19 protein-coding genes are annotated in these 17,286 nt (G+C 36.4%); 16 read left to right on the forward strand and 3 right to left on the reverse strand.

Annotated elements, in window-relative coordinates; translation table 11 throughout:
• Positions 1-6: 6 nt before the first annotated feature.
• Positions 7-1,293, reverse strand: coding sequence for a pitrilysin family protein (locus tag WCQ00_01190; GenBank protein MEI6042163.1), 1,287 nt, complete (start codon positions 1,291-1,293; stop codon positions 7-9).
• A gap of 135 nt (positions 1,294-1,428) precedes the next feature.
• Between WCQ00_01190 and WCQ00_01195 the strand changes: the two genes are divergently transcribed.
• The 8 genes from WCQ00_01195 to WCQ00_01230 all read left to right on the forward strand — a co-directional run bounded on the left by WCQ00_01195 (position 1,429) and on the right by WCQ00_01230 (position 7,982).
• Positions 1,429-2,001 carry a cob(I)yrinic acid a,c-diamide adenosyltransferase gene (locus tag WCQ00_01195; protein MEI6042164.1) on the forward strand — a complete coding sequence of 191 codons (573 nt, stop codon included), beginning with the start codon at positions 1,429-1,431 and terminating at the stop codon, positions 1,999-2,001.
• A gap of 72 nt (positions 2,002-2,073) precedes the next feature.
• Positions 2,074-3,378: a hypothetical protein gene (locus tag WCQ00_01200; protein MEI6042165.1), complete on the forward strand. Its 1,305-nt coding sequence runs from the start codon at positions 2,074-2,076 to the stop codon at positions 3,376-3,378.
• A 145-nt stretch (positions 3,379-3,523) separates the two neighbouring features.
• Positions 3,524-4,066, forward strand: coding sequence for a hypothetical protein (locus tag WCQ00_01205; protein ID MEI6042166.1), 543 nt, complete (start codon positions 3,524-3,526; stop codon positions 4,064-4,066).
• Between the two features lie 93 nt (positions 4,067-4,159).
• Positions 4,160-4,414, forward strand: coding sequence for a GIY-YIG nuclease family protein (locus tag WCQ00_01210; protein ID MEI6042167.1), 255 nt, complete (start codon positions 4,160-4,162; stop codon positions 4,412-4,414).
• Positions 4,415-4,452: 38 nt separating this feature from the next.
• Positions 4,453-5,055, forward strand: coding sequence for a DedA family protein (locus WCQ00_01215; protein ID MEI6042168.1), 603 nt, complete (start codon positions 4,453-4,455; stop codon positions 5,053-5,055).
• Positions 5,056-5,080: 25 nt separating this feature from the next.
• Entirely contained in the window at positions 5,081-5,794 is a 714-nt protein-coding gene (locus tag WCQ00_01220; GenBank protein MEI6042169.1) for a glycosyltransferase, read from the forward strand.
• 56 nt (positions 5,795-5,850) lie between these two features.
• Positions 5,851-7,245 (forward strand): Nramp family divalent metal transporter, encoded by a 1,395-nt coding sequence (locus tag WCQ00_01225; protein MEI6042170.1) that lies wholly within the window; start codon positions 5,851-5,853, stop codon positions 7,243-7,245.
• Between the two features lie 86 nt (positions 7,246-7,331).
• Positions 7,332-7,982, forward strand: coding sequence for a hypothetical protein (locus tag WCQ00_01230; protein ID MEI6042171.1), 651 nt, complete (start codon positions 7,332-7,334; stop codon positions 7,980-7,982).
• Here the strand turns inward: WCQ00_01230 and WCQ00_01235 are convergent.
• Complete coding sequence (locus WCQ00_01235; GenBank protein ID MEI6042172.1) at positions 7,975-9,045, reverse strand: D-alanyl-D-alanine carboxypeptidase family protein; 1,071 nt, start codon at positions 9,043-9,045, stop codon at positions 7,975-7,977. The genes WCQ00_01230 and WCQ00_01235 overlap by 8 nt on opposite strands.
• A 128-nt stretch (positions 9,046-9,173) precedes the next feature.
• Here WCQ00_01235 and WCQ00_01240 point away from each other — a divergent pair, with 128 nt between their 5' ends.
• The 6 genes from WCQ00_01240 to WCQ00_01265 are packed head-to-tail and all read left to right on the forward strand — an operon-like array spanning position 9,174 to position 13,626.
• The gene (locus WCQ00_01240) at positions 9,174-9,551 is read left to right on the forward strand and encodes a diacylglycerol kinase family protein (GenBank protein MEI6042173.1); all 378 of its coding nucleotides are present in this window, start codon (positions 9,174-9,176) and stop codon (positions 9,549-9,551) included.
• A gap of 9 nt (positions 9,552-9,560) precedes the next feature.
• Positions 9,561-10,127 carry a phosphatase PAP2 family protein gene (locus WCQ00_01245; protein MEI6042174.1) on the forward strand — a complete coding sequence of 189 codons (567 nt, stop codon included), beginning with the start codon at positions 9,561-9,563 and terminating at the stop codon, positions 10,125-10,127.
• A gap of 8 nt (positions 10,128-10,135) precedes the next feature.
• Positions 10,136-10,930, forward strand: coding sequence for an undecaprenyl-diphosphate phosphatase (locus tag WCQ00_01250; GenBank protein ID MEI6042175.1), 795 nt, complete (start codon positions 10,136-10,138; stop codon positions 10,928-10,930).
• Between the two features lie 15 nt (positions 10,931-10,945).
• A complete protein-coding gene (locus WCQ00_01255; protein ID MEI6042176.1) occupies positions 10,946-11,680 on the forward strand; it encodes an SIMPL domain-containing protein in 735 nt (244 codons plus the stop codon).
• 7 nt (positions 11,681-11,687) lie between these two features.
• On the forward strand, positions 11,688-12,632 hold the full coding sequence (locus tag WCQ00_01260; protein ID MEI6042177.1) for a bifunctional 5,10-methylenetetrahydrofolate dehydrogenase/5,10-methenyltetrahydrofolate cyclohydrolase: 945 nt from the start codon (positions 11,688-11,690) through the stop codon (positions 12,630-12,632).
• Between the two features lie 7 nt (positions 12,633-12,639).
• On the forward strand, positions 12,640-13,626 hold the full coding sequence (locus WCQ00_01265) for an SIMPL domain-containing protein (GenBank protein ID MEI6042178.1): 987 nt from the start codon (positions 12,640-12,642) through the stop codon (positions 13,624-13,626).
• 105 nt (positions 13,627-13,731) lie between these two features.
• On the opposite strand, the gene WCQ00_01270 is transcribed toward WCQ00_01265, so the two are convergent.
• Positions 13,732-16,197 (reverse strand): hypothetical protein, encoded by a 2,466-nt coding sequence (locus WCQ00_01270; GenBank protein ID MEI6042179.1) that lies wholly within the window; start codon positions 16,195-16,197, stop codon positions 13,732-13,734.
• 260 nt (positions 16,198-16,457) lie between these two features.
• On the opposite strand from WCQ00_01270, the gene secE reads away from it, so the two are divergent.
• Positions 16,458-16,646: a preprotein translocase subunit SecE gene (secE, locus tag WCQ00_01275; GenBank protein ID MEI6042180.1), complete on the forward strand. Its 189-nt coding sequence runs from the start codon at positions 16,458-16,460 to the stop codon at positions 16,644-16,646.
• A gap of 20 nt (positions 16,647-16,666) precedes the next feature.
• Positions 16,667-17,209 (forward strand): transcription termination/antitermination protein NusG, encoded by a 543-nt coding sequence (nusG, locus tag WCQ00_01280; GenBank protein MEI6042181.1) that lies wholly within the window; start codon positions 16,667-16,669, stop codon positions 17,207-17,209.
• Positions 17,210-17,286 lie beyond the last annotated feature (77 nt).

The following is a 17,286-nucleotide window of genomic DNA, read 5'->3' on the forward strand; positions in this document are numbered from 1 at the left end:
GAATAACTATATTGTTATCACCTCTTCGCTTGGGATGATCAATTCAGTGAATACATCAGTCTTCTTAAAATTCAGAGAAAGATGATTGATAACATCTTCGTACATAACCTTTTCAATATTATCTATTGTCTCAGTAAGTGTTTCTATTTTTTTATCAATATTTAAATTGAATTCCGCACCGTCTGCAATTTGGCCCGATACTCTTTCTCTCGCAAGTAGGGAATCAATACTTGTCTGCTTATTCATTTCAAAATCCTCTACGTATTGTTTGTTTATGAGATCTTCTATTGTTTTCCATATAATGTTTTCTGCGTCCTTGGCATTTTCAGGTGATACCTTAACCTCAATACTTTGATTTGTGTAATCTGGACGTTCTTGAAAATTTACACCAACAGAGTAACACCAACTATTTTCTTGTCTTAGTTTTTTAATTAGTAAATAATAAAGAAGGTCAGTTGTAAGCCCAAGGACAGCGTCTGTAGACGCACTTCTCTCTAATAACCTTAATATGCTCAATGTTGACTGCTTCTTCTCAGAAATACCAATGTCTGTATAGGTTTTGGTCCAAGACCTCTCGGTGGCCTGAATTATTTTATCAGGTATATTCAATTCTGTGTTTGTATTTCCGGATGGAATATTTTTAATCACAGCTTCAATTTTCTGTAACAATTCCTCAGTTATACATCCAGCTAAAACAACGTGAGTATTTTCTTTGACATAACTTTTGTGTGCGTTTTGTAGGTCGTCTTTTTGAATAGACGCAACTGTATCAATCCAACCTCCTGGTGAGGTCATTCTTTTTTTAGTTTCAATGCTTTGGAATACGTTTGCGTTAAGTTTTTTGAGATATTCAATATGAGCTGGGTTTATTAAATATCCCCACATTTCCTGTGTGATAACCTTTCTTTCATGTTCTATATCGTCTTCCTTTAAAAAAGGTTTATACACAATGTTATAAATAGCATCTAGGGCTGTATCTGTGTTTTTTGCCAAAAACTTACATGTTAAAACCGTGTTGTAAAAACTTGTATAGGCGTTGATGCTGTCTAGTAGGTACTTTCTAGAGAATATATCAATATCCGTTTTTTTGGGGAACATGGGGTTTCCGTCAAAAAGCATGTGTTCAAGGAAGTGAGCCGTACCTTCCTTTCCTTTAATATCATGCATAGCACCATTTTTAATAGACCATCTAATTTGTACGCAGGGGGCTAGAGGTATATCTTTATAGTAAATTTTTACTCCATCAACCTCCTTTGTCTTAAACTCATAGGGATCATATTCTAGTTTTTTCATTTCTGTAGCATAGCATTATATGGCTGTACTGGAAAATTTAACCTACTCTGTCTTCTGTTGTCTATTTTAATCTTTAAACCACAAAATGAATTAATTTCAACGTGTCTGTTTTAAACTGTTTGGTATAATCAATTTATGCTTTACACAAGAAAAGGAGATAACGGAACAACTGGGATTTTTGGGTGTGACCAAAGGATTTCTAAAAGCTCTAATATTACGGAGGCTCTCGGTTCTCTTGATGAGGTTAATTCATTTCTCGGGTTAGTTAAGGTTAAGTGTAATGATGTTCAAGTTGGTGTAATGAAAATATTAGATACTAGCTTTGCTAAAATCGTTAGCGATATTCAGCAAAACCTTTTTATAATTCAAGCAGAAGTGGCGGGGTCAAGGATGTCTATCACTGAAGAGAAACTAAAAGAATGTGAAAATTACGCAAATGAAGGGGAGAGACTACTTCCCCCTATTAAGACATTCTTTGTTTCTGGAGGTACGGAGATCGCCTCAATTTTTGATATTTCTAGAACATTAGCAAGAAAGGCTGAGAGAAGGGTTGTTTCAGTTGCAGAAGAGACGTTGGAGGATAAAAGACAAGAAATAAGTCACCTAAGTTTGTCTTATTTAAATAGACTTTCATCGCTTTTGTATGTTATGGCTAGGTTGGCGAATCATAATATGGGCTTAGTTGAGGAAGTCCCGAACTATAAGTAGTTAAAGTTTGATAAAATGAAAATCTACGATCTCCAAACAATAGTGAATATAAAATAATAATTAAATCGATAAATGCAAAATCTTAAAGAGTCTAAAATATTCAAAAAATACTTAGTGTACACATCTATGTTGGTATTAAGCACTGCTATTATTCTATTTTTTTCCGTATTAATATTTGAAGGAGGAAATTTTGTAATTAATAGCTACAAAGGATATCGTCAAAGGGAGTTACTAGCTTTTGTGAATGGAACTTCTGAACAACAAGGTTTTGTGTACGATCTTGAGAATAGTATATTTAAGACCATAGATAATATAGGTCAATATTTTGAAGGAGGCTCTGAAGAGGGTACTACAACAGAAGGAATAGATGCTGTAATAAGTAAAAAAATCGATCCAGAATTGTTGAATCAAATTTTATCAAATCAGGCAACATCAACAGCTTCAACTTCAGAGATACAATACGTTATATTCTCATTTGATGGATCAAGGTCTATAAAAATGTGGAACGAGACTCGTCAATTTGCAAAAGAGATGATATCCAAAGGAAAACCTCTCCATTTTTCATATTTTATTAATCCTATATATTTGATTACAAAAGAGGTTGCGATGAAAACATATCAACCACCGAGAGCTACCCTAGGATCATCACTAATTGGATATGCTGATAGTGAGCAAGATGTTAAAGATAGGGTAGAACAAATTAATCTTGCTTATAGTGAAGGTAATGAGATTGGATCACACAATGTAGGCCACTTTAATGGTGTTAAATGGACTCATGATGAATGGTTGCAGGAGTCTAACTCTTTTGATTCTATCATGGCTAATGTCCAAAAAAATAATCCAAATACAGTAATTCCTGCTTGGACGTTTGATACTACAAAGATTGCAGGTTTTAGAGCTCCAGAGCTCGGTGTAAACAATAACCTTTACAAAGTTCTGGCTGAGAAAAAATATCTATATGACGCTAGTGGAATGAGAATGCCAAATAAATATCCTGTAAAAGATAGTAATGGTATTTGGCATATTGGTTTAGGAATAATTAAGATGAAAGATGCTGGAACTTCTCATTATGTGCTTTCAATGGATTACAATTTTTGGATGTTGCAGTCAAATGTTAAAAATGTTGCTAAAAAAGGAACACCACTTTGGGATAAGTTTTTTAAAGAGGTAACAGGGGCCTATGAGGATTATTTTAATAAAAATTATAATGGAAACCACGCCCCTGTGGTTATTGGTCATCATTTCTCATCATGGAATGATGGTGTTTATTGGGAATCAATGAAGGCCTTTGCTGAAGATGTTTGTGGAAAACCTAAGGTTAAATGTGTGACTTTTAAGGAGTATGTAGATTATCTAGATAAATCGACTGTTAAATAAAATTCATAATATAAACTTGAGGTAGCTTGGGATTGGCTAAAAAGCAGCATTTTTGACGAAAGTAGAAATATATGGTACTTTGTTCTAAACCTTGTTCATTGAACATATTTAAAACAACTCTCAAAAATAGAAAGAAACGATTGGAATGAAAAATAAAATGTATGTGGCATCTGTGGTGTTGGCCGTTTGTTCTTACGTAACTATTATAAGCAAGGCTGTTGTGGGGACTGAAGGTCTTTCCTTAAGCACTTTTTCATTATGGGCGTTATTGGCCGCAATAATTGGCCTTGCTCAAAAGGATGACGCCACAGACCCAGCCCTGGCTATGGTCTATGGAATAGGTGCGTCCATAACGGCCTTGGTACTTTTTGTAAAAGGACAATGTGTTTGGACGCCACTAGATACAACTGTGTCTATATTAGTATTTGTATGCTTGGTCCTTTGGAAAACATTAGGTTCAAAGTGGGCTATGACCTTAGCTATTCTCAGTGGAGTCATTGCTTCAGTACCTTATGTAATGCTGACGTGGAAATTTCCTCAGAGTTCACCGTACGTAGCAAACATTATGTTTTTGGTTGCAAACACACTAGCGTTCATGTCAGTTGATGATTGGGCAATCACAAAAGTGTTGTATCCAGGAGTTAACGTCTTGATGGGAATTATTATGTTGGTTCCGTTATTCTTCTAAATTCAACTAAGGCCCGGACGAAAGTCCGGGCCTTTAATCTATCCAAATTTTACCTAGTAATTTTTTAAATAAAAGTAATGGTATAATTAGCTTATGTTTTCCGTATATATATTAGAGTGTAGAGATAAAACACTTTATGTTGGCTGCACTAATGATTTAGAAAAAAGATTAAATCAACATAATAATCTAAAATCAGGTGCTCATTACACTAAGATTAGACGTCCTGTTGTACTGAAACATTTTGAAATTTTTGAGACCTTACTAGAAGCAAGGGGTAGGGAGGCAGAGATTAAAAGGTGGACAAGAGAAAAGAAACAAGAGTTATTAAATAGCAAAAATAGCGGGTAGACCGGTGTATTTAAATAATTTTGTAGTATAATATCAAAATGATTCAATCAATGTATTTTTTGAATAGTCTACTGTCATTTGCAGCGTATTTTAGATACCCACTTATTGCTGTGGGTGTTATTTTTGAAGGGCCAATTTTAATGATAGCTTCCGGCCTTCTTTATAGAACGGGGTTCTTTGAGCTGGCCCCGCTTTTTATTGCAATTCTAGCTGGAGATTTGATTGGTGATGTTTTTTGGTACATGTCTGGAAGATACTTTGCTGATCCGATTCTTAAAAAACACGGAAAATTTATAGGAATTACTCCAGAGAAATTTGAAAAAATTAAGGATTTATTCTCAAGATATCATGAGAGAATACTTATTTTTTCAAAATTAACTCTAGGTCTAGGTTTTGCGATCGGAATCTTGGCTGTTGCTGGAATGACAAAAGTATCATTCAAAAGATATATGATTATTAATATCATAGGTGAATTTTTCCTTGTTTCCATCCTGCTTTCTGTGGGTTATTTCTTTGGAGAATTATATTTGGGTATATCAGATAATCTAAAAGCTGCTTTTATTGCTATTGTATTTGTTGTTGTAATTTCAGCCTTCTATTTTTTCTCGAGATATATTAGGAATAAAAGTAAGGAACTTTAATATTTAAGCCACGTAATTGTAAAAAATGATTTCTTTTATTATACCCACACTGAATGAAGAGAAGACTATTGAAGATACATTGAAATCTATAATCGCATTTGAGGGTCAAAAAGAAATTATCATATCTGATGGAAAAAGTAGGGATAATACAATTGAAATAGCAAAAAAATATACTAATAAAATAGTAATTCATAGCACTCCCGAAAAACAAAATATTGCACAAGGAAGAAATGCTGGGGCAAGGGAGGCAATAGGGGATTATTTCGTATTTATGGATGCCGATGTGATAATTCCTAATGCTAATGTTTTTTTTGCAAAAGCTCTGAAATATTTTGAGGAAGATGAAAAGCTTATTGCTTTAACTGCAGAGTGTGTGGTTCTGAAAGAGATGGCTAACTTTTTTGATATAGTTATTTTTAAATTAGTTGGTTTATATTTCTCTTTTCTTAATTATATTGGTTTTGGGGGAGCTGGAGGGGAATTCCAAATGATTAAAAAAGAATCGTTCCTTCAAGTACATGGTTTTGATCCTCATTTATCAGTTAGTGAAGACATGGATTTATTTTGGCGATTAGCAAAGAACGGTAAAACTAGGCTACCTCTTGGCCTAAAAGTCTATCATACAGGAAGAAGGGCTCATAAAATTGGGTGGCCTAGATTATTGTGGCAGTGGGTTTCAAATACAATCTCTGTTTTCTTCTTCAAGAAATCTGATGACGAATGGGTAGAAATTAGGTAGTGTTCTGAACTATTCATTAGTTTTCTTGTTCACTGTACTGTATTATATATTCATAAATGAGAGAACTAAAATTATTCCCGAAGCCGGTTTCTTTAAAGAAACTTATCGGTCCCAGCTTTGTAATTCTTGCTCTAGGGCTTGGTTCAGGCGAGGTTATTCTCTGGCCTTATCTGGTTTCAAATTATGGTTTGGGAATCGCCTGGGGAGCGCTACTTGGAATAACATTTCAATATTTTTTAAATATGGAAATAGAACGCTATGCCTTGGTTAAAGGAGAAAGTGTTTTTGTAGGTATACATAAAATTTTTAAACCAGCTATATACTGGTTTATTGTGTCTACATTTATTGGATTTGGGCTACCTGGAATTGTGGCTGCATCAGCACAGATCGTGGCTAGTGTTCTTGGGCTTACAGACTTTAAATGGCTTGCTGTAATTCTTTTAATATTTATTGGTCTTATTCTTAGTACAGGAAAGACTGTTTATAATAGAATGGAGGGGCTTACTAAAATATTGCTCGCTGTTATTATTCCTTTCTTGTTTATTCTAACAATTTTCGTTTGCTTTCAAATGGATTGGTTGCATTTGGCTCAAGGTTTGATGGGTAAAGGTGAGGGGTATTGGTTTCTACCAGGAGGAATAAGTCTTGCAACCTTCCTGGCTGCATTTGCTTACTCAGGTGCAGGAGGAAATCTAAATCTAACGCAGTCTATTTATATAAAAGAAAAAGGTTATGGTATGGGTGTTTATTCACAAAAAATTGCTAGTCTTTTTTCAAAAAAAGAGGAAACAGAAATTGTCCTAGATGGCAAAGATTGTGCGGGAGTACCTGAGGATGTTAATCGTTTTAAAAAATGGTGGAAGTTAATAAGCCTAGAGCACGCATTGGTTTTTTGGTTGTTGGGTTTAATTTCAATGATTTTTTTGATGATTCTTTCATATACAACAACTTATGGTTTACCAGGGAATACGCAGGGGATTAGTTTTGTAATTAAGGAAGGACTTATTATTGGGCAAAGAGTTTTTCCTTTTGCAGGTACTATTTTCCTATTCGCAATTTCTCTGATGCTATTTCAGACTCAATTAGGAATAATGGATTCAACTTCTAGAATAATGGCCGAGAACCTAGCTATTAAAAAGTTAAGAGGAAAAAGTGGTGGAAAAATCAATCTTTCAAATCTATACTATTATTTTTTATGGGCTCAGATTGCATTTGGGAGTATTTTGTTTTTATTTAATATATATGAACCAAAAACCCTAATCGTTCTGGGGGCCGTAATTAATGCCTTTGCAATGTTTGTTCATTTAGGACTGGTATTTTGGCTTAATCACAGTGTTCTACCAAAAGTCTTCAGGCCTTCATGGTTCAGAAAAATTATTATAATTTGTATCTTTATTTTCTTTGGAGTGTTTAGTCTTTATGTATTACTAAATAATTTTATGGTCTTTTGATAGTTGTTGTAAGGCGAGGAATTATTGAAATAAGAAACGGTGTCATTTTATGGATTTAATATGGAATTATAGATATACTTAAGGCAATGGCATTTCATATCGTTTTCAATAAAGTAACTTGGTATTCAAAATTACTGTCTGTAATATTTTTATTTGTGGTTTTTCCTTATATTGTTTTTATAATAGGGCAACGTTATCAGGAATACATAGATTTGATGAATGGAGCAAACTACATGTCTTTAGATTGGCATAATTCTGATTATCAGCAGGATTATAATCCTCGTAATAATGAGCAATATATATTAGAAAATAAAATAGAAGGAAAGTGGAGAAATATTAGCGATGCAAAGTTCGTTTTAATTTTTAGGGATTTGAATAGGTATTTTGAATACTATGATGGTTCAGTCGTAAACTCAGGTGCATGGTTTTTAAAACAAAGTCTTGCTAATACAAAGTTTTCAAACCTACCATCTGACAGTGGATACGTAAATTCTGGAGGTAAAGAGCCAACAACCTACTTATACGAGAGGTTGATTAATGGTTCGCAAAGCTCTCAGTCTGATGCCAAAAAAACGCAAAATAAAAACAGTTTGGATTTATATAATAATGATTTTATATACAAAATAGCATTTTCTCCTGACTATAGCAGTTTAACTTTAACCTATCTTGAAACTGGAGAGGTGATGAATTTTGCAAGGGAACGTTATAATCCTGGAAGCCTAGATAAGGTTAATTAAATTGATTGCCTGTTGATGAACTACTTGAGTCAGTTGAACTTGCTGTTGTCTGTGTACTGGAGGAGTTGAGATAATTGTAATTCAAAAAGTCCTGAAGAGCGATCTTTTCTGTAAACACATCATTTGCATTATCAACACCAATATATCTAAAGTGCCAAGGCTCATATATGTATCCAGTTTCTGCTTGCTTTTTGTCTGGATAACTCATTATAAAACCGTATTTATAACTATTTTGAGCCATCCATTTTCCTTCTTTACTTTTTGAAAAAGCAACTGACACGCCAGCATAGCCAATACTTTTACCGGTGACATCTACAGCTGTACCAAGTTGATGCTCAGAATGCCCAGCTTCAGCAATTCCAGCCTTTGCTGCGTTTCCATCCTTTCCAACCCACATTGAGTATAAAAACTTTTGCATTTCTGCACTTCTGTAAGATGATGTTATTGCGATATCCAACTTTTGTTTTTTTGCATCTGAAATCATTTCATTTAAATGTCTCACTATTCTTTCAGAAACACACATAACACCAATTGTTTTTATTTTATCAGAAACCCTTACAATATCCTGGGGTATATAATCAAAAGGAACTGATGTTGATCTATTTAAGTTCTCAAAAACCTTATTAAAATCACTCTCAACCATATTGTCTCTTCCAATAACTCTGATTGCGGTTGGGCACAAGACTTTGTACATTAGACCGTTTAGACCAACTCTTGTTGTAAGGTCCAGAATTCCGGTGACTGGAATATTTAGCTTTGATTGAATCGCTTTCACTCCAGCCTCTGTCTTGGGTCCAAAGTGAGAATTAATAACAGATCCAGATGTGTCATTTAATAACGACTTTAAAATAATTTGAAGTACTTTAACATCATTGCTGTTAGAACCGTATTTAAGTGTTCTAGTAAACTCACCGCTTTCCTGCCAAACTTTTACTGCATTTATTGAAACTATGGTTGACGTACTATTATTTAAGTTGCCTGTGTTGTTTGAGCTGCTAGCATTGAGTATATCGATTAGTGGAGAGTAGGGAATTGTTGTTGTTGCTTGGGCTTTAGAATCCATAAGAATAAAACACAATATGAGTGTTATTATTATAATAAACCTTGGGTTCGATAATTGGGTTGAGGTCATTCTAATTTTAGGGTGTTTAAATTATTTTATCTATAGTTAATAAGTAGTATACTATAGGTATGACAAAATCCGTTAATAAAGCTATTGGTTCATATAGGTCTTTCTACGGTTCCTTTGGCTATGCATTTAAGGGTATTAAACATGTGTTTAAGAATGAAAGAAATTTTAGACTACATATACTAAGCTCTGTAATGGTTTTGTTTTTGGCCTTCTATTTTAAATGTGATTTAATAGAGTTTGCTCTGCTAATAATTTCTATGACAATGGTTTTTGTCGCAGAAATTATAAATAGCACCATAGAATATACATGGAACAAGCTGGAACCAAATCATCACCCTGTTGTCGCTGTGATTAAGGACAGTATGGCGGGGGCAGTACTGATTTCTGCAATATCAGCGTTAATGATCGGTATTATCGTAATTCTAAGACATTTATAAAAAGTCAGTATGAACTCTCAATTACTTTTAATAGCAAGAAAAATAGACCTAGACGTTCTTAATTTTATACCAAGTATTAGGAATGCGTTTGGTATCAAAATTGCGATATTTGTAAGTGCGATTGGAAGTCCTCAGGCCTTCTTTCTCTTCATGGTTGGTTTTTGTTTATTATTTTGGCTACACAAAAAACCCTATCATTTAGTTCAATTTGTAATTACAGTAGCCTCTGGCTCGCTCATTGTTTACCTGATGAAGATATGGATTGCAAGGCCTCGACCTGCCGAGGCACTTGTGGAAGTTAGTGGGTATTCATTTCCAAGCTGGCATGCTGCTGCATCCACATTGTTTTGTTCATTAATTATATTTGCATATAAGAATCATTTCAAAAACCCTATCTTAAGGTTTGTTTTTATATCTTTTTTTGCGATCTCAGCTTTAGCGATATCTTTTAGTAGGGTTTACTTGTCTGTGCATTATTTGAGTGATGTTGTTGTTGGCATTATTCTTGGTCTATTTTTATCATCATTATCTGTGTTTATATTTGAAAATTTTTATAAAAAGGAAGTTCTGCTATAATAGGCTCAATGAACATAATACATGCAATAATTCTGGGGGTAGTTGAGGGAATAACTGAGTTTTTACCAATATCGTCAACTGGGCACATGATTCTAGCCGCAAAACTACTTGGGCTACAGGAAACAGATTTTTTAAAGACCTTTGAAATCTTTATTCAATTAGGTGCCATATTAGCTGTTGTTTTTCTGTATTTTAGAAGATTGCTAACATCAAAGGATACAATAAAGAAGGTTATTGTTGCTTTTATACCAACAGCAATACTCGGACTTCTTCTGCATGGTTTTGTTAAAAAATATCTCCTTGCTAGTCCTCTAATCGTTTCAATATCATTAATTGTTGGTGGTGTATTGATTATCTGGTTTGAGAAATGGAATGCAAAAAAACAAGCACCATTAAATATTAGTAAGGGAGAAGATTTGAATATTGGATATGTCCAGGCTGTACAGGTTGGTTTATATCAATCGATAGCTATGATTCCCGGAGTATCCCGCTCTGCCGCTACAATAATTGGAGGACAACTTTCTGGAATATCTAGAGTTGAGATTGTGGAGTTTTCTTTTCTTCTTGCGATACCAACAATGTTTGCAGCCTCAGCTCTAGACTTATACAAGGGGGTCGGGGAGATTGGACGTAATGAAGTTGTTCTTTTGGCTGTCGGTTTCTTTACGGCATTCATTGTGGCCTTCTTAGCAATAAAGAGCTTTCTATCATATATAAGGAATCATAATTTTGTGGGTTTTGCCGTTTACAGAATTATTGTAGGAATCCTGTTCTTATCTTTGTTGTATTGGTTTGGCTTCTAATGTAAAATTAGCGGTATGAATAAAGAAAATAACTCTCAAATATTTAAATCGAGTTTTGTAATTGGTATTACGATATTTCTTTCAGCTGTCTCTGCTGCGTATGCATTCTATAGTGTAAAAGCAATGGATGACGCTGTTGTTGTTACAGGCTCTGCAAAGAAAAGTGTTATATCTGACCAGGTAAATTGGTCTGTAAATTTTATGAGACCAATAACATTAGATACAGTTAAAGATGGCTATGTAAAAATGAATAGTGATCTTAAGGTGGTTAAAGATTTTTTTGCGAAGAATGGTTTTGTTGAATCTGATCTTACAATTTCACCAGTTTTAATGAATGAGGTCTATGAAAGTAATACTCCTGCTGGCGCAGCAAAAAAATATGATCTTGTTCAAACAATAAGTATCTCTTCTGTAGATGTAAAAAAAGTTGATCTAATATCAAAAAATATTCAAGAGCTTGTGCTTGGTGGTGTAATCGTAAATCCTCAAAGTCCACAATATTACTATTCAGGTCTTCAAGAATTAAAAGTAAGTCTACTACCAGAAGCATTAAAGGATGCAAAGACAAGAGCTGAAGCTATTGTTAAGCTGGCCGGAAGTTCAGTTGGAAAAATAAAATCAGCTGGAGCTGGGGTTGTTCAGGTTCTTTCGCCAGGCTCTAGTGATGTTTCTGATTATGGATCATATGATACTTCAAGCATAAATAAGGATGTGATGGTTACTGTTCGTGCATCTTTCCAAATTAAATAAAACAAAGATGATTCTACTTCGCGGTGTTGAAATTAGAAATAATAAAAGAGAAAATCTTAAGATACAAATTGAGACTATTAAGAATAAAAAAATAGATAGTTTTATTCCGCCGGTTCTTGTGATATTTCAAATAGGGGATAATAAAGCGTCAGGAGTTTACATAGAACAGAAAAAACAGTTTGCTGCATATATTGGAGCAGAGGTATTACACATTAAGCTACCTGATGATATTGAGGAGGAAGAAGTGCTTGAAGAAATAAGAAATTACAATAACGACAGCTCTGTTCATGGAATTATTGTTCAATTACCAATACCTAAAAATCTTTCTGTACACAACATCACAAATGAAATTGATTATAGAAAAGATGTCGATGGATTGAGTAGTACAAGTCTGGGTCTTTTGGTAGACAGAGATTTTAATGAGAAAAAAAACAGTGAGAGTAAGATTGTTGATGATGATTTTAGGAAGTCTGTATTTAAAGGTTTTATTCCAGCTACAACCAAAGGCGTTCTGAGTTTGTTTGAATATTATGATATTGAATTGGAAGGAAAGAATGTTTGTATTGTCGGGAGATCGGTTCTTGTCGGTAAACCGACAGCGCTTGTGATCCTAGCAAAGAATGCAACGATTACAGTTTGTCATTCCAAAACTAAGAATTTAAAAGATATAACTAAGGCCGCTGATATTATAATTTCTGCTATTGGCGTACCTAATATGATAGACGAGAGTTATGTCTCTTTGGGTCAAACGATAATTGATATTGGTATAGTTTCCAGAGAAGAAAAAAATGAGAACGGCGAGAGTGTAAGAAAATTATGTGGCGATGTTGCGTTTGATGAAGTTTCTAAAATAGTTAATGCAATAACTCCAGTACCAGGAGGTGTTGGTCCTTTAACTGTTGCGTCACTTTTTGAAAATTTATTTGAATCTTTTTACAATACTCTGCTATAATATATTCATGGCAATAAAAAAAGATGTTAATGAAGTAATCGGAATGAAAAAATTCCTAGAATTAAATTCTCTATTAAAAATAGTTTCAATATTATTTATTTTATCAATAACTGTTTTGGCTACAGTAAATATTTTTGAGAGAAAAGAGGGGGACTCTAAGAATCAAAACCAAATAGTGGTCTCTGGCCATAGTGAAATAAACGTAGCTCCTGATACGACAAAGTTTACAATTTCAGCAACAGAATCAGGAAAGGACATTAAGTCATCGCAGGATGCGGTTACAAGAAAGATCAATGATGCAATCTTGATTCTAAAACAAAATGGCGTTCTAGATAAAAATATTAAAACTGCAAACTTCAATACTTATCCTAGATATAGTTCAAGAACTGCAGCTTGTGGGACAACAGTTCCAAGTACATCAGGTGCAGTTTCTGTTGGTGGAAAGGGAGTACAAAGTTCTGTTGTTGCACCTTCTTCATTAACATCTTTAAAAACTCCTTCTATTGCAACAGGTTCAGCTGCAGTGAATGGTAAGGCAGTAGTTTCCAGTAAAGCTATTTCTGTGCCTAATAATTGCTTAGATAAGACTACGGAAATTATTGGGTATGATACAAATCAATCTATAGAGGTGAAATTGGTAGATATAACTAGAAATCCAAGTCTTGCAGGAACTCTGGTTACTGCTATCGGCAGAGTTGGTGTGCAGGTTAGTGATATTACAAGTTATCTAGATAGTTTAGATAAGGTTAAAGAAACAGTGAGAGATCAAGCGATAAAAAAGGCAAAGGTTCAAGCAGAAATTATTGCGGGTTCTCTCGGTATAAAACTAGGTAAAATCACATCTTTTTCTGAAAACTCTGGTGGAGGATCTTTGTACCCTATGATGAGTTATAAGATGTCGAGTGTTTCTGCAGATACTGCAACTGGCGCAAGCTTACCAGTTGGGGAAGATAAAATATCATCGGATGTTTCAATTACTTATAATATAAAATAGTCCAATAATAGGTAGGTAATTTAGAAAATAAAAAACGGGCGCCCCGAAGGGGCGCCCGTTGGCATATATTTTTTTAATTCCGCGTCTTTATTCCAATCAATCTATTTAATCCTTCGACTGAGGAGTCAGAAATTTTCCAATAGTGGCCATGAGTGGCGTTCCGCCAAGCGCCTTTTGGAAAATCTCCACAACACTTCCGCCACCCAAAAGGTGTTGAACGGAAAGGTTTTCAGTCAGTTGTCCCATCAAGGCGGTATTACCCATATGGACGATTGCCTTGGGGAGCTCTTCTCCCATGGCGGCCAGCCTCTTTTCATAGGCTTCTACCTCGATCGCAGTTTCCTTCCGCAGGTTTTCGATGCGTGACTCTTCTTGTAACTGAATCAGTTCCGCCTCCGCTGTTTGGATAGCCTTGCTGATTTCAGCGAGTTTTTGTCCTGATAAAGCCTCGGCCTCCTTTCTGGATTGCTCCAGACCCTCGGACAAAGCTTTGATTTCTGCAGTTTTCTCAGCCCGATGCCGTTCTGTTGCAAGTTCAAGATTGATGATTTCGAGCCTTGTTGAGAGAGCCTCCTTTTGCGCCGAAGCGGTCGCTAGGGCAGTTTCCTGACCTCGCTCAATTTCACCTAGATTATAGTCATGCTGGAATACAGACATTTGATTCTCATCGATCAGGTTTTTGATCTCACGATCGCATACCATCACACGGAGAACATCCATGTCATAAACACGCATACCGTTTTCCTCGAACTTTTTCCCAGCTCGGGTACCCTCCGGAACCGCCTTACCAAGAACCACATCCCGGACAATATCGGCAGCTTTTTCCAGGAACGTATTTATCCCATGTTGTTTTGCAGCCTTCCGGAGAACCGAACGAAGTGTTGAAGTGAGGAGGGCCACATAATTGCTGACATTAAACCAGCGTTCATTGTTGGACCCCTCAAAGTTAACACGATATGAAACAGTTAATTCCACATGACAGAGATCTGCGGTTTCAACTTCGACACGGTCAGATACCGTGTTTGCAGTTACTTGCAGATAAACCCCTTCAAACAGATTGGTATCCGTCTTTGGGGTTCCTGTGGAAAGAGAGAAGCGATGAAGCATTTCATCGTATTCAAGCAGGGTCGAATTCGGCCCAACAACAACACGACGTGTCCCATCACCCCGAACCACCATAATAGCGGAACCAGGCCAGACCTCGACCTTCACCGCACCGTCAAATTTTCCATCGAGCACAACTGAGCGTGGGGGAGAATATTCTGTTCCCCGATTAAACGAGGACGCTCCACCCCCGACAGTTTCTGATGTTAATCCACGAGTGAATGCCTCAGCTCCATCCGGAGATGAATGGCTGGCAAGGAGATGTCTCTCCCCTGATGATTTGGAACGGAAGGCCCTGTTAGCCTCCGCCACCTCATTGTTGTTGGGGTAAAGAAGTTGAACTTCCTTTTGTGTGAGAATCCTCCGCGCAATGACTTGCTTGATTGGGTTAGGGAGAAATTCACAAGGTCCTTTGACCAAGGTAATCTCGCCCTTCTGTCTATCAAGAACATAACGCCCTTGCCCTAATGGGATAGCAATCCCGTAGTGCATTGTCGAATCGCCGTAGCGAATAATGGAGTGCTCAGGGCGTGGGAAATAAATCCTTTGCTCTGCGCCGGTAATAAAGAGCTCATCACCACGACGGAACTCTTTTCCATCATTGCCAGTATAATCCTCGGTGACTTTGACGTAGATGCCTTTGGTTTCATCCAGTTCAATGGCCCTGAATTTTGCTGTTCTGAAGCCATCATTTGCCTCCGTGACAAAAGTCTCGGTAGGAGACGGGAAGACCACCATTGGCCCTTCTTCAATTCTGCGCCCTCCGTTTTCATCAAGCAGGGTGCAGTATTCAAGTCGTTCCAATGACACCGCCGTGCGAACGTACGCCGGCCGGCCCTCGATTGTTTCAGGGACGACTTCATAGCCCGTTGGTGGGATGTAACAGGAAACCTCGGTACCCTTCACGATAAAGCGATGCCCCAACGTGGTTTGATAGTCCTCCAGTATTTCCGATACTTTTTCGCCTGCCGACAGTTTTGCCCGGCGTGTAAAGCCTTGTCCTTTGTTTTTTTCTGCATTGGTTTCGTCATAAATGACGACCACAAGATACTGATCAGTACGCAGAATGTGTGCATCCACCACGCTTGCGCGTTGCATCGGCCATAAAGGAAATGAAGTTGGACCAGGGATAATCACCCGATGACCCATATTCAAATCAATTTGAGCCGTTATTGCACCAATCCCTGGCTTCCGGTCATCCGGTGCTGGGTTTTCAAGTATGATGTACTGCCCCTGTTTTGCAGTGGGGAAGCGCATGCAGGATTCTGCAATCGAGCAGCGAACCAACCTGTCCGTCCTGGAATCAAGTTTGATTGGCTCCTCACTGCTGGCCGTAAGGCTTTTTTGGTGAGGTCCAACAACAACAGAGACCGTTCCTTTGGAACGGTCAATCACAAAAGCTTGTTCACCCGCTGGGAGCACAAGTTCAGTCGCACGCTTACCCGATTGTTCTTCATCTGTAGCCATATAATTGGTCTCTATGTATTTTGTTGTCAATATTCGAATCTGGTCTCATTGAGGAATTGTTCCATAATGTCCGGTCGTATAGTACAATCAAGGATGACAAATGTAAATAGCTGTGGCTCTTATTTTTGCAATCTTTATGACCTTTTGAATTAGTTAAATTATCGTCTGAATTTGACACATCACAATTAAAGATATATACTTCCAAGCGTTAAAATAACACATTTAGGCACCCGAAAGGGTGTTTTAAAATACCAAAATATATGTCAATTAACCAATATATACGTGATACGAAATCAGAAATGAAGCATGTAACATGGCCAACAAGAAAACAAACTATTGTTTACACAACATTAGTTATTGTTGTTTCTTTAGTTGTGGCTTTGTATGTTTCAGGCCTTGATACTGTCTTTACAAGTTTGTTCACAAAATTTGTACTGCGTTCATTTTAAGAGCTAATTTTTAAATAACCATGTCAAAACAAGAGCAAGGAGAGAGAAATTGGTATGCAATTCACACATACGCAGGTTACGAGAATGCTGTTATGAGAAATCTAAAACAGCGTATCGAGTCACTTTGCATGGATGATCGCATATTCAATGTAATCGTTCCTACAGAAAAGAAGATAAAAATTAAAGGAAGTAAAAGAGTAGAGGAGGAAGAGAAAATATACCCCGGATACATCTTGGTAGATATGATTGTGAACGATGATACATGGTACATGGTCAGAAACACACCAAGAGTTACAGGGTTCGTTGGATCAGGAACAACTCCAGTTCCTCTAGAAAAGAAAGAAGTTGAAGAATTATTTAGAAGAATGTCTAACGATAATGTTAAGCATACTATCAATCTAAATATCGGAGACCTAGTTAAGGTTGCTGATGGTCCATTTAAAGACTTGGAAGGCAAGGTTTCAGAGATTGATACAGAGAAGGGGCGAGTACGCGTTCTTGTGTCAATGTTCGGTAGAGAGACACCTGTTGAGCTAGACTTCTTGCAAGTTAAGGCAATATAAGGTAATTTATAAGAATCTTGGCCAGATACGCCTGCGCTTCTCTCGCGGATTATGGTCATAAATAAAGAAAAACAATT

The organism is bacterium, from assembly GCA_037127815.1.
Taxonomy (GTDB): Bacteria; Patescibacteriota; Minisyncoccia; order Phycocordibacterales; family CAIZLB01; genus CAIJKW01.

Excerpts from the sequence above, each read along its gene's own strand:
- WCQ00_01190 (MEI6042163.1), bottom strand. The coding sequence starts at position 1,293 with ATGAAAAAACTAGAATATGATCCCTATGAGTTTAAGACAAAGGAGGTT.
- WCQ00_01195 (MEI6042164.1), top strand. The coding sequence starts at position 1,429 with ATGCTTTACACAAGAAAAGGAGATAACGGAACAACTGGGATTTTTGGG.
- WCQ00_01200 (MEI6042165.1), top strand. The coding sequence starts at position 2,074 with ATGCAAAATCTTAAAGAGTCTAAAATATTCAAAAAATACTTAGTGTAC.
- WCQ00_01205 (MEI6042166.1), top strand. The coding sequence starts at position 3,524 with ATGAAAAATAAAATGTATGTGGCATCTGTGGTGTTGGCCGTTTGTTCT.
- WCQ00_01210 (MEI6042167.1), top strand. The coding sequence starts at position 4,160 with ATGTTTTCCGTATATATATTAGAGTGTAGAGATAAAACACTTTATGTT.
- WCQ00_01215 (MEI6042168.1), top strand. The coding sequence starts at position 4,453 with ATGATTCAATCAATGTATTTTTTGAATAGTCTACTGTCATTTGCAGCG.
- WCQ00_01220 (MEI6042169.1), top strand. The coding sequence starts at position 5,081 with ATGATTTCTTTTATTATACCCACACTGAATGAAGAGAAGACTATTGAA.
- WCQ00_01225 (MEI6042170.1), top strand. The coding sequence starts at position 5,851 with ATGAGAGAACTAAAATTATTCCCGAAGCCGGTTTCTTTAAAGAAACTT.
- WCQ00_01230 (MEI6042171.1), top strand. The coding sequence starts at position 7,332 with ATGGCATTTCATATCGTTTTCAATAAAGTAACTTGGTATTCAAAATTA.
- WCQ00_01235 (MEI6042172.1), bottom strand. The coding sequence starts at position 9,045 with ATGGATTCTAAAGCCCAAGCAACAACAACAATTCCCTACTCTCCACTA.
- WCQ00_01240 (MEI6042173.1), top strand. The coding sequence starts at position 9,174 with ATGACAAAATCCGTTAATAAAGCTATTGGTTCATATAGGTCTTTCTAC.
- WCQ00_01245 (MEI6042174.1), top strand. The coding sequence starts at position 9,561 with ATGAACTCTCAATTACTTTTAATAGCAAGAAAAATAGACCTAGACGTT.
- WCQ00_01250 (MEI6042175.1), top strand. The coding sequence starts at position 10,136 with ATGAACATAATACATGCAATAATTCTGGGGGTAGTTGAGGGAATAACT.
- WCQ00_01255 (MEI6042176.1), top strand. The coding sequence starts at position 10,946 with ATGAATAAAGAAAATAACTCTCAAATATTTAAATCGAGTTTTGTAATT.
- WCQ00_01260 (MEI6042177.1), top strand. The coding sequence starts at position 11,688 with ATGATTCTACTTCGCGGTGTTGAAATTAGAAATAATAAAAGAGAAAAT.
- WCQ00_01265 (MEI6042178.1), top strand. The coding sequence starts at position 12,640 with ATGGCAATAAAAAAAGATGTTAATGAAGTAATCGGAATGAAAAAATTC.
- WCQ00_01270 (MEI6042179.1), bottom strand. The coding sequence starts at position 16,197 with ATGGCTACAGATGAAGAACAATCGGGTAAGCGTGCGACTGAACTTGTG.
- secE (MEI6042180.1), top strand. The coding sequence starts at position 16,458 with ATGTCAATTAACCAATATATACGTGATACGAAATCAGAAATGAAGCAT.
- nusG (MEI6042181.1), top strand. The coding sequence starts at position 16,667 with ATGTCAAAACAAGAGCAAGGAGAGAGAAATTGGTATGCAATTCACACA.